Source organism: Bradyrhizobium sp. P3_C3 (assembly GCF_056402655.1).
The window spans coordinates 174573-188436 of sequence record NZ_JBFUGY010000005.1 but is presented as its reverse complement, the minus strand read 5'-3'; the positions used below and the strand labels follow the sequence as shown (position 1 = coordinate 188436).

The 13864-nt window shown below is 65.7% G+C and carries 12 protein-coding genes; 5 read left to right on the top strand and 7 right to left on the bottom strand.

Annotation, left to right across the window (positions count from 1 at the left end; genetic code table 11):
- Positions 1 to 270: 270 nt before the first annotated feature.
- Positions 271 to 1041, bottom strand: coding sequence for an SDR family NAD(P)-dependent oxidoreductase (locus AC1DW2_RS08420; protein ID WP_477005701.1), 771 nt, complete (start codon positions 1039 to 1041; stop codon positions 271 to 273).
- 176 nt (positions 1042 to 1217) lie between these two features.
- Entirely contained in the window at positions 1218 to 1505 is a 288-nt protein-coding gene (locus AC1DW2_RS08415; protein WP_085403970.1) for a hypothetical protein, read from the bottom strand.
- Positions 1506 to 1618: 113 nt separating this feature from the next.
- On the opposite strand from AC1DW2_RS08415, the gene AC1DW2_RS08410 reads away from it, so the two are divergent.
- The 3 genes from AC1DW2_RS08410 (at position 1619) to AC1DW2_RS08400 (ending at position 7567) form a co-directional block, all read left to right on the top strand.
- A complete protein-coding gene (locus AC1DW2_RS08410) occupies positions 1619 to 3031 on the top strand; it encodes a CoA transferase (RefSeq protein ID WP_477005700.1) in 1413 nt (470 codons plus the stop codon).
- A gap of 145 nt (positions 3032 to 3176) precedes the next feature.
- A complete protein-coding gene (locus AC1DW2_RS08405; protein WP_477005699.1) occupies positions 3177 to 4421 on the top strand; it encodes an efflux RND transporter periplasmic adaptor subunit in 1245 nt (414 codons plus the stop codon).
- A 29-nt stretch (positions 4422 to 4450) separates the two neighbouring features.
- A complete protein-coding gene (locus AC1DW2_RS08400; protein WP_477005698.1) occupies positions 4451 to 7567 on the top strand; it encodes an efflux RND transporter permease subunit in 3117 nt (1038 codons plus the stop codon).
- A 20-nt stretch (positions 7568 to 7587) separates the two neighbouring features.
- On the opposite strand, the gene AC1DW2_RS08395 is transcribed toward AC1DW2_RS08400, so the two are convergent.
- From AC1DW2_RS08395 to AC1DW2_RS08375, 5 genes are all read right to left on the bottom strand, one after another.
- Positions 7588 to 8550, bottom strand: a complete 963-nt coding sequence (locus tag AC1DW2_RS08395) for an amidohydrolase family protein (protein WP_063984612.1) — start codon at positions 8548 to 8550, stop codon at positions 7588 to 7590.
- Positions 8551 to 8601: 51 nt separating this feature from the next.
- Entirely contained in the window at positions 8602 to 9159 is a 558-nt protein-coding gene (locus tag AC1DW2_RS08390) for a P-loop NTPase family protein (RefSeq protein ID WP_477005759.1), read from the bottom strand.
- Between the two features lie 25 nt (positions 9160 to 9184).
- Positions 9185 to 10615 (bottom strand): TolC family outer membrane protein, encoded by a 1431-nt coding sequence (locus AC1DW2_RS08385; protein WP_477005697.1) that lies wholly within the window; start codon positions 10613 to 10615, stop codon positions 9185 to 9187.
- 188 nt (positions 10616 to 10803) lie between these two features.
- The gene (locus AC1DW2_RS08380; RefSeq protein WP_477005696.1) at positions 10804 to 11583 is read right to left on the bottom strand and encodes an enoyl-CoA hydratase; all 780 of its coding nucleotides are present in this window, start codon (positions 11581 to 11583) and stop codon (positions 10804 to 10806) included.
- A gap of 162 nt (positions 11584 to 11745) precedes the next feature.
- On the bottom strand, positions 11746 to 12381 hold the full coding sequence (locus AC1DW2_RS08375; protein ID WP_477005695.1) for a hypothetical protein: 636 nt from the start codon (positions 12379 to 12381) through the stop codon (positions 11746 to 11748).
- Positions 12382 to 12670: 289 nt separating this feature from the next.
- Here AC1DW2_RS08375 and AC1DW2_RS08370 point away from each other — a divergent pair, with 289 nt between their 5' ends.
- A complete protein-coding gene (locus tag AC1DW2_RS08370; RefSeq protein WP_028169741.1) occupies positions 12671 to 13216 on the top strand; it encodes a sigma-70 family RNA polymerase sigma factor in 546 nt (181 codons plus the stop codon).
- A gap of 2 nt (positions 13217 to 13218) precedes the next feature.
- Entirely contained in the window at positions 13219 to 13857 is a 639-nt protein-coding gene (locus AC1DW2_RS08365) for an NrsF family protein (RefSeq protein WP_014496784.1), read from the top strand.
- Positions 13858 to 13864 lie beyond the last annotated feature (7 nt).

The window sequence follows — 13864 nt, the reverse complement described above, 5'->3', positions numbered from 1 at the left end:
ATCCAGACTGCCGCCCGCGGAAAGACTCTGGATTGCTTCGCTGCGCTCGCAATGACGAGCTTGTTGAGCCGGTCCGTGTCACACTCTCGGTGTCATACCCCGCGACCCGGCTACGCCAAGGCTTCGCCGGGGCTGAGGTCCAGGGCCGCCGAAGCTTTAGCGTAGGCGGCAAGCGGGGTATCCAGTACGCTGCGGCCCCTCGGCACTAGCCGAGCCGTCTCTGGAATACTGGGTCGCCCGGTCAAGCCGGGCGACGACAGTGTACCCGCTCTAAAAATTCACCCGGTTCGAGATCGCGCCGTCCACGACGAGATTGGAGCCCGTGGTGAACCCCGACACCGGGCTTGCCAGAAACACCGCCGCGCTTGCGATCTCCTGCGGCGTTGCCATGCGGCCCGTCGGGTTGCGCTTCATCGCGTCGTTGTAGCGCTCCGGCATCTTCTGCTCGATCACGTTCCAGACGCCGCCCTTGAAATAGACGGTGCCGGGCGACACCACGTTGACGCGGATCTTCTTCTTGGCGTATTGCCGCGCCAGTCCCTTGGCCATGTGGATCAGCGCCGCCTTGATCGGGCCGTAGGAGCTGGCGAGATCGGCCTGCGCCGCCGAAATCGAGGAGATGATGACGAAGGCGGCATCGCCGCTCTTTTCGCCGCTGGCTTCGAGGAACGGCCGCGCGGCGTCGAACGCATGCACGGCGCCGAGCACGTCGAGCCGGAAGTTCTGTTCCCAGGACGCCGCATCGTGGCCCTGCGCCATCGCGCCGGCATTGGCGAACAGCAGGTCGACGCCGCCAAGCTCCTTTGCAGCAGTCTCGATCCAGGATTTCAGCGCCGCACCATCGGTGACGTCGACCGGTCCGCCGCTGGCACGGATACCGCTTGCCCTGAGTTCAGTGACGGTCGCCGCAACCTGATCGGCGTTGCGCGCGCACACCGCGACGTTGGCGCCTTCACCGGCCAGCGTCGTTGCAATCGCCCGCCCGATGCCGCGCGTGCCGCCGAGGACGATGGCGTTCTTGCCTTTGAGACCGAGATCCATTGTTTGGTTTTCCTTTTTGTTGGTGCAAAGAGTGTAGCCGTTTCAGGAGACATGCTGAACTCTCCAATTCGTCATTGCGAGCGTAGCGAAGCAATCCAGAAAGGCATCCGCAGAGACAGTCTGGATTGCTTCGTCGCAAAGGCTTCTCGCAATGACGACGCGGAGAGGCGGTTCCCTCACTCCGGTGCCGCCCCCACCGGCGGGCCACCGGGCGGGCGGTGCAGGAAGGTCAGCGACACGTAGGCGCCGGCCCACGAGCCGATCGCCGCGAAAGCGACATAGAACGGGTTTTCGGTGTAGCTGATCACGGCGTAGGAGGAGAGCAGGTACCAGACCGCGCTCCAGTTCGCCGCCGGCACGCGCTTGCGCGCGATCACGGCCGAGGTGAACATGACATAGACTGCGTCGGTGGCCGCCGTTGCGATGAACACGGCGCCTGCGGTGAGGGGATCTACGGCGGCCATTGCATTCCTTTCTGCGATCATGACATGGTCGCGAAAACTACAGCATGATCCGGAAAATGCGCAGCGGATTTCCGAAAAGATCATGCTTAAATCTGAATGGGAGAGAAGCGGTCATGCAAAGCCCCGCCGATATTCTCAAGGATCTCTGGACCTCCATCGGCGGCGACAAGGCCGCGCTCGAGCGCGTGCGGCTGACCGGCGAGGAGCCGCAAATTCCGTCCTCGTTTCGCGTCGCCGTCGCCGGACAGACGACGATCGCAGCCGCCGGTCTTGCCGCCGCCGAAATCCGGAGACTGCGCAGCGGTGAGACGCAGGACGTCTCCGTCGACATGCGCCACGCCGTCGCCGAATGCCGTTCAGAGCGTTATTTGCGCCTCGACGACAAGCCGCCGCCGCCAGCCTGGGACGCCATCGCCGGTGTCTACAAGACCGGCGACAACCGCTTCGTCCGCTGCCACACCAATTTCCCGCATCATCGCGACGCCGTCTGCAACGTGCTCGGCTGCGAGCCCGAGCGCGACAAGGTTCAGGCCGCGTTGATGCAATGGAAGGGCGAGGATTTTGAAACTGCGGCCTATGCCGCGGGCGGCGTTGTCGCCCTGATGCGTTCCTACGACGAATGGTCCGCGCTGCCGCAGGCGCGCGCGCTCGCCGAACTGCCGCTGGTCTCGATCGAGAAGATCGGCGAGGCCCCGCCCAAGCCATGGCCGCAGGGATCGTCGAACGGCGATCGTCCGCTTTCCGGCCTGCGCGTGCTCGATCTCTCGCGCGTCATCGCAGGCCCCGTTGCCGGTCGCACGCTCGCCGCGCACGGCGCGGATGTGCTGCTCGTCTCGGGGCCGGAGCTGCCGGCCATTCCCTGGCTCACCATCGACACCGGCCGCGGCAAGCTCACCACGTTGGTCGAGCTGAATAGCGAGGCGGGCAGGGCGCAGCTGCGCGAGCTGTTGAAGGGCGCCGACATCTTCTCGCAAGGCTATCGTCCGCGCGCGCTTGCAGCCCTCGGGTTCGCGCCGGAGGATGCAGCGAACATCAATCCGGGCATCGTCTATGTCACGCTGTCGGCCTATGGCCATGCCGGCCCCTGGGCGGAGCGGCGCGGTTTCGATTCACTGGTGCAGACCACGACGGGCTTCAACCACGCCGAGGGGCAGGCCGCGGGCGTCGACGGTCCGAAGGAATTGCCGGCGCAGATGCTCGACCATGCCACCGGCTATCTGATGGCGTTCGGTGCGATGATGGCCAAGGCACGCCAGGCCCGCGAGGGCGGGAGCTGGCACGTGCGCGTGTCGCTGGCGCAGACCGGACGCTGGCTGTGGAATCTGGGCCGGCTCGATGGCGGCCTGGACACCCCGGATCTTACGGGCGAGGCCGTACATGCTGCATTCATCGAGTCCATGCCATCTGGCTTCGGCACGTTGAAGGCGGTGCGCCATTCCGCGCTGCTGTCGACCACGCCGGCGCGATGGAGCCGCCCGGCGATGCCGCTCGGCAGTCATCCGCCACAATGGCCGGCGCGAAACTGACGTGAAGCTGACGCGATGCAATATTTTAACGCAAACGGAAAGGTGGCTGGCGTTTTTTAGGTTGTTTGAAATCCCAATTCAGCACTATTAGCGCGACCGATAAGGCAGGCGTCTGCCGAGATCGTCGCAGACTTGACCGGGCCCCATGGTAGTTGAAAATACCAAGCGATTGCAGGTGTTTACAAAACAACGGGTGATCACATCCGTAGTTTTACTGGCACTCGCCTGCGCCGGTACCTATGGCTTCCTGCGCGCGGGGGCCAAGGAAAAGAGCCACTCCGAGGTCTCCAGCCAGTCGCGCAGGAATGCGCAGAATTTCACGCCGACGCCGTCCGAGTGGGCGACGCTGACGATCGAGCCGGTCAAGGCCAAGACCTTCCGGGCCGAATATGTCACCGAGGGCAAGGTCGCGGTCGATGAGGATCGCTCGACGCCGGTGTTCTCGCCCTATGCGGGCCGGGTGACCAAGCTGCTCGCCAAGCCGGGCGAGATGCTGAAGCAAGGTCAACCGCTGTTCACGATCGAGGCCGCCGACACCGTGCAGGCCCAGAACGATTTCATCGCGGCGATGACCTCGCAGAACAAGGCGAAGTCTGCGATCGATCTTGCCGACATCCAGTTCAGGCGCGCCAAGGACCTCTATGAGGGCCGCGCCATTCCGCTGAAGGACTATCAGCAGGCCGAAACGACCCAGGTCCAGGCGCAGAACGACGTGCGCTCCTCGGGGACGGCGCTGGAAGCCGCGCGCAACAAGCTGCGCATCCTCGGCTTCACCGACGAGACCATCAAGGCATTCCAGGACAAGGGCGTCATCGATCGGGAGATCACGATCTACTCGCCGATCTCCGGCACCGTCGTGCAGCGCAAGATCGGCCCGGGCCAGTACGTCAATTCCGGCGCCAGCGATCCGGTGTTCGTGATCGGCGACCTCTCCACGGTCTGGCTCACCGCCTTCGTGCGCGAGAGCGATGCGGCCGCGGTGTGCATCGGGCAGGACATCAGCGTCAACGTGATGGCGCTGCCGGGCCACCCCCTGACCGCCAAGATCAACTACGTCGCCGCCGCCATCGATCCCAACACGCGCCGCCTGCTGGTTCGCGCGACCATCGACAACAAGGACGGCCTGCTCAAGCCGGAAATGTTCGCCAACGTCACGATCTATTCGGCCGGCGACCGTGCCGCGCCGGCGGTGCCGAAGCAGGCGCTGATCTACGAGGCCGACAAGGTCCGCATCTGGGTCGCGCGCGAGGACAAGTCGGTCGAGCTGCGCCAGATCAAGATCGGCCTCATCAATGGCAATTTCGTCGAGGTCACCAGCAATCTGAAGCCAGGCGAGCAGGTCGTCACCAAGGGCAGCCTGTTCATCGACCGCGCGGCGTCCGGTAGCTGATCGACGACCCAAGAAAATTGAAGACCTGAATGGATCGTCTCGTCGCCCTTGCCGTCAACCGGCGCTTCCTGATGGTCGGGATGTTCGTCGCCGTGCTGATCGGCGGCGTGATCGCGTTCAACCAGCTCAACATCGAGGCCTATCCCGATCCGACGCCGCCGATGGTCGACATCGTGACGCAGAGCCCGGGCCTGTCGGCGGAGGAGATCGAGCGCTACATCACGATTCCGATCGAGACCCAGGTCGCGGGTCTGAAGAACCTCACGACGATCCGTACCATCTCGCTCTACGGCCTCTCCGACATCAAACTGCAGTTCTCCTTCGCCTACACCTATGACGAGGCGCAGCAGCAGGTCTTGAACCGCCTGGCCCAGCTCGCGCCGCTGCCGGGCAATGTGCAGCCGCAGATCTCGCCGCTCAGCCCGATCGGCGAAATCTTCCGCTACCGCCTCGTCGGTCCGCCGAACTACAGCGTGCTCGACCTCAAGACCATCCAGGACTGGATCCTGCAGCGCCGCTTCCGCGCCGTGCCCGGCGTCATCGACGTCACCGGCTGGGGCGGCAAGAGCAAGACCTACGAGCTCCAGGTCGATTTCAACAAGCTCGTCGCCAACGGCCTGACGCTGCCGCAATTGCTCCAGGCGGTCAGCAATTCCAACGTCAATGTCGGCGGCAACACCGTCAATATCGGCCAGCAATCGGCCGTGGTACGCGGCGTCGGCCTGATCCGTTCCATCGACGACCTCGCCAACACCATGGTCTCGCAGACCAACGGCAATCCGGTGCTGGTCAAGGACGTCGCCACCGTCACTGTCGGTCAAAAACCCCGTCTCGGCATTGCCGGCCTCGACGATTCCGACGACATCGTGCAGGGCATCGTCCTGATGCGCCGCGGTGAGCAGAGCTCGCCAACCATCAAGCGCGTCCACCAGCTCGTTCAAACCATCAACGATTCCAGCATCCTGCCGCCCGGCGTGCGCATCGAGCGCATCTACGATCGCGGGGACCTGATCGACCTCACCACCCACACCGTGCTGCACAACATGGTGGTCGGCATCCTGCTCATCGTGCTGTTGCAGTGGATCTTCCTCGGCGATCTCCGCAGTGCGCTGATCGTCGGCGCCACGATTCCGTTCGCACTGTTCTTCGCCGTGATCATCCTGGTGCTGCGCGGGGAATCCGCGAATTTGCTGTCGGTCGGCGCGATCGATTTCGGCCTCATCGTCGACGCCACCGTGATCATGGTGGAAGCGATCTTCCGCCGCCTGACGCAGACCACGCCGGTGTCGGAATCCGAGCAGATGTCGCCCGAGACGCTGTTCGGCATGAAGAGCCACGCCATCCTCAGCGCCGCCGCCGACGTGTCGCGCTCGATCTTCTTTGCCGCCGCCATCATCATCGCGGCGTTCCTGCCGTTGTTCACGCTGTCCGGCGTCGAGGGCAACATCTTCGGGCCGATGGCGCGCACCTATGCCTATGCGCTCGCCGGCGGGCTGCTCGCGACCTTCACGGTGACCCCGGCGCTGTCCGCGATCATTCTGCCTGCGCATCTCGAGGAGACCGAGACGAGGGTCATGCGGATCCTGCACCGGATCTACATGCCGGTGCTGAATTGGGCCGTCGCCAACCGCGGCATCATGCTCGGCGGCGCGGTCGGTCTCGTGCTGATGACGGTGGCGCTCAGCCGCCTGCTCGGCCTCGAATTCCTGCCCAAGCTGGAAGAGGGCAATCTCTGGATCCGCGCCACGCTGCCGCCAACCATCTCGCTCCAGGAAGGCAACACCTACGTCAACGAGATGCGCAAGCTGATCCGTGCCCGGCCCGAGGTGGAATCCGTGGTGTCGCAGCATGGCCGCCCCGATGACGGCACCGACGCTGCCGGCTTCTTCAACGCCGAGTTCTTCGCCCCCCTCAAGCCCGCGAGCCAATGGCCGGGGACGCACGACAAGGAAGAGTTGACCGCGCAGCTGTTGAAGCAGCTCGACGATCGCTTCCCCGGCGTTGAATTCAACTTCTCGCAATATCTCCAGGACAACGTCTCCGAAGCCGTCTCGGGCGTGAAGGGCGAGAACTCGATCAAGCTGTTCGGCAGCGATCTCCAGGCGCTCACCGACACCGCCAACAAGATCAAGTCGGTGCTGGCGACAGTGCAAGGCGTCACCGACCTTGCGGTGTTCACCTCGCTCGGGCAGCCGACCATTCAGATTGACATCGACCGCGCCAAGGCCGCGCGCTATGGGCTCGCGCCCGGCGACATCAACGCCACGATCAAGGTCGCGATCGGCGGCGATACCGCGGGCGATCTCTACGAGCCGGGCTCCGATCGTCACTTCCCGATCATCGTCCGCCTCGCGCCGGAATATCGCAGGAGCGCCGAGGCGATCCAGAATTTGCGCATCGGCGCGCCCGGCCCCAACGGCACCGTCACGCAGATTCCCCTGAGCGAGGTCGCCACCATCAGCCTCGTCTCCGGTGCCGCCTACATCTATCGCGAGCAGCAGGAACGCTATCTGCCGATCAAGTTCTCGGTGCGCGAGCGCGACCTCGGCAGCGCGATCCGCGAGGCGCAACAGAAGGTCGCCGAGCAGGTGCAGCTGCCGCCCGGCGCGCACATGGACTGGGTCGGCGAGTTCGGCAATCTCCAGGACGCCATCCGCCGGCTGTCGATCGTGGTGCCGATCTCGCTGGCGCTGATCGGCGTGCTGCTCTGGTTCAATTTCGGCTCGATGACCGACACGCTGCTCGCCATGAGCGTGATTCCGATGGCGATCTTCGGCGGCGTGCTCGGGCTGTTGATCACCGGCACTGCGTTCAGCGTCTCCGCCGCGATCGGATTCATCGCGCTGTTCGGCATTGCGGTCATGGACGGCATCATCATCCTGTCGCAGTTCAACCAGCTCATCGAAGAAGGCATGGACCGCGTGAGCGCGGTGATACGCACCGGCGAGTTGCAGCTCCGGCCGGTGCTGATGACCTGCGTCGTTGCCGGCGTCGGCCTGCTGCCGGCGGCGCTGTCGGAAGGCATCGGCTCGCAAGTGCAGAAGCCGCTCGCCGTCGTCGTCGTCACCGGCATGATGCTCGCGCCGGTCGTGATCCTGGTGACCTTGCCGGTCCTAATCTCCTTCTTCTCCCGCCGCGCGCGCTGATCGCGCGCCGTCGCCGCGCCTCAGAATCCGTAGAGACGCGCGGGATTGTCGACCAGGATCTTCTTGCGCACCTCCGCATCCGGCGCCCACACAGGAAGCTGGTTGAGGAGCCGGCCGTCTTCGATCTGATAGAAGGGCGCGATGTCGGTGGGCTTGCGTCCCTCGACGGGGCTGGAATCCGGATGCGGCCAGTCGGTGCCCCAGACGATGCGGTCCGGGTTCGCCGCGATCAGCGCCCGGGCATAGGGCACCATGTCCTGATAGTCGGGCGCGAGGTTCGACGAGCGATAGGCTCCCGAGATCTTCACATAGGCCTTGCCGGATTTGACGAGCGCGACCAGGTCGGAGAATCCCGGCTGCTCCAGTCCGAGCGACGCCTCGAGGCCGCCGAAATGGTCGAACACGGCCGGCACGGGCGAAGCCAGCACGAGCTCCTTGATCGCCGAGATCATCGGCAGCGTGGTGTAGAGCTGCACGTGCCAGCCGCGCGCCTTCATGCGCTCGACGGCGGCGGTGAAGCGCGCGCGGCCGACATTCGGATCGCTGACGCCGCCGGTGGCGAGATTGATGCGACTGCCGCGAAAACCGTCCGCCTGCATCGCGTCGAGCTGTGCTTCGGTCGTCTTGTCGTCGATCACGGCCACTCCGCGCGCTGTCGCGCCGCGCGCCTTCATGCCGAACAAGGTGGAGGAATTGTCGGTGCCGTAGACGCTCGGCGTCACGATCACCACGCGCTCGATATGCAGCGCCTTGTGCAGCGCCGCCATTTCCTCGGGGCTTGCCGGTTCCGGCGTATAGACGCGCCCCGCGAAGAACGGAAACTTTTCGACGTCACCATGGATGTGCGTGTGGCAATCGCAGGCAAGGGCCGGAACGTCGAAATCGACCGGCGTCGCGGGCTGCGCCGCACGGGCGTGAGCTTTGTTGGTCATGGCTACTCCGGCGGCAAGGGAGGCAAGCAGGACGCTGCGTCGGTTGAGCATGGTTCTCTCCCTGCTTCGTTATTTTTGAGGTGGGACCGGAACAGTATCACATCAGCCGGGTAACCGCTCCGCTTCGCTGCATAGCTGCTCGACAAGATCCGCAAGCCGGCGTGAGCCGTCGATGCGCACGACCGGGCAGGGCAGGCCCGCGAGCCAGGCTTCATCTTTTGTGAGACTGCGGCCCTCGCGATCGCCGGCTTCGTAGCGCGAGGCCCATTCGACGAACGACTCCGTCTCCTCATGACGCCAGCCACCCTGTGCGACGGCATCAGCTCCGAAATGCGTAGCCTCGCGGCCACGCAGGCGCTGCAAGCGAAGCTCGCGCGGCGTCGTCACAAAGACGACAAGATCGAAGAACGGGGCGAGCTCGTCGCCCCAGCCGGTGACGGTTCCGCTCAGCACCCAGTCGCGGCGCGGCAGAAACATCTCGCGCATCAGGCGCAGGCGCTCCGCGGCAGGGCGCGTCGTCTGGTAGGGCGGCACGGTCGGCAGCCAGAAATAATCGTCGCTGTCGTGATGCGGCTGCGCAAGCCGGCCGGCGAGCGCGCGACCGATCGTCGTCACGCCGGAGCCCGAAGCTCCCATCAGATGGATGCGGCGGCTCTTCAACGGCATCAGGCCAGACGATTTGAAACTACTGCCCCGACGGCGTGCGCAGGCCGTGCCAGGCGTCGCGGACCTGCTGGTAATGCACCTCGGGCAGATAGTCCGGCGTGTTGAGGCTGAGCGTCTTGACGTCGAGATGGCCGACGGCACTGAGCAGCGTGTAGGAGGCGATGACGCGGTCGCGCAGTGCGCCGATCAGGCGGGCCTTGGCCTGGATCAAATCGGCCTGCGAGTTCAGCACGTCCACCGTTGTGCGCTGCCCGCCGGCGGCCTCGCGCTGCACGCCCTGGAGCGCGACGGTCGCCGCCTTCACCTCTGATTCGGAAGCGGAGACCGTGATCTTGGCGCCCTCATTGGCGACCCAGGCGCTGGTCGCCGCCGTGCGCGCCTGGTTGCGGACCTGGTCGAGCACGAGCCGGCTCTGCGCCGTGATCTCCTTGGCCTGTCGGGTCTGTGCGGCGGCCTGGCCGCCGTCGTAGATCGGCGCGGTGACGTTGGCGACGATCGAGGCCTGGTCTTCGGCGATGGTGCTCAGCGTTGGGTCGTTGCTGCGGCTCTTGCTGGCACTGCCCTGGAGACTGGCGCTCGGCAGCAGCGCGCCCTCGGCGACGCGGATGTTGGTCGAGGCGACATCGACGTCGAAGCCCGCCGCCATCACCGCCGGGTGCTGGCGGATCGCCATCGCCAGCGCATCCTCGCGGCTCTTCGGCAGATAGCGGTCGACGACTTCGGCGGGCCGAAGCTGCGTTGGCGCATTGCCGATCACCTGCGCATAGACCGCCTGGCTCACCGCCAGCGCGACTTCCGCGGCGTTGAGATCGGCGAGCCCCCGGCTGAGCCGCGCCTCGGCCTGGGCGCTGTCGGTCGGCGTGACGTCGCCGGCGTTGAGGCGACGCTGAGTGACGGCGAGCGTCTCGCGCAGGAACGCGACGTTGGAGCGTTGCGCCTCGACCAATGACTGGTTGGCGAGCACGTTGGTGTAGGCGGTGACCGCGTCGAGCAGCACGCCCTGGCCGACATTGCGCAGCGCCTCGCGGCCGGACTGCACCTGAAGTTCCGCGGCGCGAACGCTGTTGGCGGTGCGGAACCCGTTGAACAGGGTCTGCGTCACGGTGACGCCGATGATCCACGGCTTCAGATTGGCGGTCTGGATCGTGTTGTCGGGCAGCAAATTGCGCACTGATTGCAGGCCGGCGCTGAGGCTTGCCACGATCTGCGGCCGGTAGCCGGCGAGCGCCTGCGGCACGTTTTCATCCGTGGCGCGTTGCCGCGCGCGCTCGGCATTGAGCTGCGGGTTGGTCTGGTAGGCCTTGGCGAGCGCCTCAGGCAGGGCTTCCGCCCATGCGGCGGAGGGCAGGGCGCAACAGAGCGCCAGCGTGGTCCATGTCGCAAGCACAGGACCCACGCCCGATCGATGCCGCGTCATCACGCGACCAACTCTGGCGGCACGCCCAATCATGTAATCCTGCTAAACCCCGGCTGTCCGCCCCCGCCGACGGTGGCCTCTTAACTGTTTAACCAGCCGGGGTCCCGCAGGCAAACTGCCGCGGGGAAAACCCCCATCTATTCCGTGCTTGTTGCAGGTGCGTCACAGGGTTTCTGCACCAGGGCGGCGAAGCCTTACACCAGCCTGACCGCTCGCGGGTATTACCGGTTCTTGTTGACAGGCTTGCGCTTCTCGATGAAGGCCGCCATGCCCTCGGAGCGGTCCTCCAGCGCGAAAGTCGCGTGAAACAGGTTGCGCTCGACGCTCATGCCTTCGGCGAGCGTGGTCTCGAAGGCGCGGTTGACCGCTTCCTTGGCCATGGCGACGGCGGGCCGCGACATCGCTGCGATCTTCTCGGCGGCTTCCATGACCTCGTCCATCAGCTTGTCGGCGGGCACGATGCGGCTGACGAGGCCTGAGCGCTCCGCTTCCGCCGCATCCATCATGCGGCCGGTGAGGCAGAGGTCCATCGCCTTCGACTTGCCGATCGCGCGGGTCAGGCGCTGGGTGCCGCCGATGCCGGGAATGGTGCCGAGCGTGATTTCGGGTTGGCCGAACCTGGCGGTGTCGGCGGCGATGATGAAGTCGCACATCATGGCGAGCTCGCAGCCGCCGCCGAGCGCATAGCCCGCGACCGCGGCGATGGTTGGCTTGCGGCAGCGCGCGACGCGGTCGCCGCCGATCGCGGCGAAATCCTCGGAGAACATGTCGATGAAGCCTTTCGGCTGCATCTCCTTGATGTCGGCGCCGGCGGCAAAGGCCTTCTCGCTGCCGGTCACGACGATGCAGCCGATGGCGTCATCGGCCTCGAGGTCGTCGACGGCCGCGGCGATCTCGCGGAACACGCCGAAGGAGAGCGCATTGAGCATCTTCGGCCGGTTCAGCTTGATGATGCCGACCGCGCCTTTGCTCTCGACGATGATGTGTTCGAACGTGCTCATGCTCCACCCACGCGTTTGATTGGGCGGGCAATGTGCCCGCTGGCGCGGTGGGCTTCAAGGGCCGAAAAGCTGTCGGAACGAGGCCGTCCGGAACGCGCGGCGAGACGCGCGTTCCGGACGAGGTCCCTCACCCCAAAATCAGGCCAAAAATCAGGCCAAGCATCAAGCGAAGAACATGCGTGCGGCAGAGGCCAGCGTCAGCAGCGTGCCGACGCCGATGAAGATCTTGCCGATCAGGGAGCTCTGGTCCCAGGCCGAGCTGTGGCTGCTCGCCATCACCGGCGCCGGCCGCGCGTCGGTTGCGGCGATCACCGCCTTCTGTGCCGGTGGGTCCTGTTGCAGGGCGCGGTCGATGTCGTTGAGCTGATCGGGCGCCACCACCTGAGCCTCGTCATTCGGCGCGGTGGCATTATCGGCTGCAGCCTGAAGGTTGTCGTTGGCGCGGCCGGTCAACGCGGAGGCCGCGGCAGCCGTCGGCGTATCGGCTGCGGCGATCTGCGCGTTGGCGTTGGCGACTGCCGGCGGCATCTGGCTCAAGGCCGGCACGTCGTTTTCGGCCTTCGCCGCGCCGTCCTTCTTGTCGGCCTTGTCGTCGGATTTCTGCGCCGTCTTGCCGCTGTCGCGGTGGCGCGATGCATGGCGCCGCTGCTTGCTCGGCTTGACTGCGTCGGCCTGGTTGCTCGCGCTGTCCGATTTGCTGCTTGCGGCTGAACTCGGTGCCGCCTGTGCAGCGGCTCCGACCAGCACGAAAAGGCCGGCAAGAAGAATCAGTGCGGCGCGCCCGCTGGCTTTCATCATGTTGACGATCTCCCCAATTCCGCCTGTCCCGGGACCGAACAGAGCCCCTGGGGCGTGACCACAGCGGGGCAAAAAATGGGAATCTTCGGGCTATCCCGGGCAAAAGCGGGGCAAACCACCGCCTCGCAACCGGCCGCCGGATGCGGACGGGACCGATCGGTGTTATGAGCCGTCGCGGGTTTCGACGGCCGCATCGCGTGGCGAGGCACGGCGTAAATCACGAAGTCGTGATCTTTCTGGTGCCGGCGTAACAAACTGAAAGAGCTGCCGAATTGCATGGTGAGGGCGCGTGCGCGGACGTGAGGACGAGTGGACCGGCCTGATGCGGTCGGCCATGGCAGGCGATGATGCGGCGTATCATCGCCTGTTGAAGGCGGTCACGCCTGTGCTGCGCGCTGCCGCGAGGCGGGGTCTGGCGCGGGCCGGGCAGCCTCCCGACCAGGCCGAGGATATCGTGCAGGAGATTTTGTTGGCGGTGCATCTGAAGCGGCACACCTGGGACAGCGAAGCCCCCTTCGCCCCGTGGCTGTTTGCGATCGGGCGCAACAAGCTGATCGATGCGCTCCGGCGGCGGGGCCGGCGGGTCTTCGTCAACATCGACGATTTCGCCGAGACGCTGCCGGGCGAGGCGCCGCAGGAGACGGCTTCGGCGGCCGAGGTCGCAACGCAGCTCGACACGCTGCCGCAGCGCCAGCGCGAGGTGCTGCAGTCGATCGCCGTCGACAGCGCTTCGATCAAGGACACGGCGTCAAAGTTTTCGATGAGCGAAGGTGCGGTGCGGGTCGCGCTGCATCGCGGACTTGCGGCGCTGACTGCCAAACTGCGGGACCACTAGTCATGGATACCGATCAACTCATTCGCTCGCTTGCGGCCGACAACGCCCATCGCGCGCCGCGCGTCGGCGCCGTGCTGACGATGGCGCTGCTGGTGGCGGCGCCGTTCTCGATCCTGATCTTCGCCAGCTTTCTTGGCGTGCGGCCCGACGTGATGACCGCGATGCATAATCCGTTCTTCGACACGAAGTTCGCGGTCACGCTGTCGCTTGCGATTCCCGCGATCATCGTCAGCCTGCATCTGTCGCGGCCCGAAGCCTTGATGCGCGGCTGGGGCTGGCTGCTGCTGCTTCCCGTCGGCCTGCTTGCGGTTGCGATCGGCAGCGAGACCATGATGGCCCCGGCGATGCCGATGACGATGCGGCTGGTGGGCAAGAACTCCCGGGTGTGCATGCTCGCGATCCCCGCGATGTCGCTGCCGCTGCTTGCGGGCGCGCTGTTCGGCCTGCGCCACGGCGCGCCGTCGCATCCTGCACTCGCCGGCGCGCTCGCCGGCCTGCTGTCGGCCGGCCTTGCCGCAACGCTCTACGCCTCGCACTGCACCGACGACTCGCCGCTGTTCGTCGCGACCTGGTATACGATCGCGACGGCGCTCGTAACCGCGATCGGCGCCTACGCGGGTTCGAAAGTTTTGCGCTACTAGCGGCGGC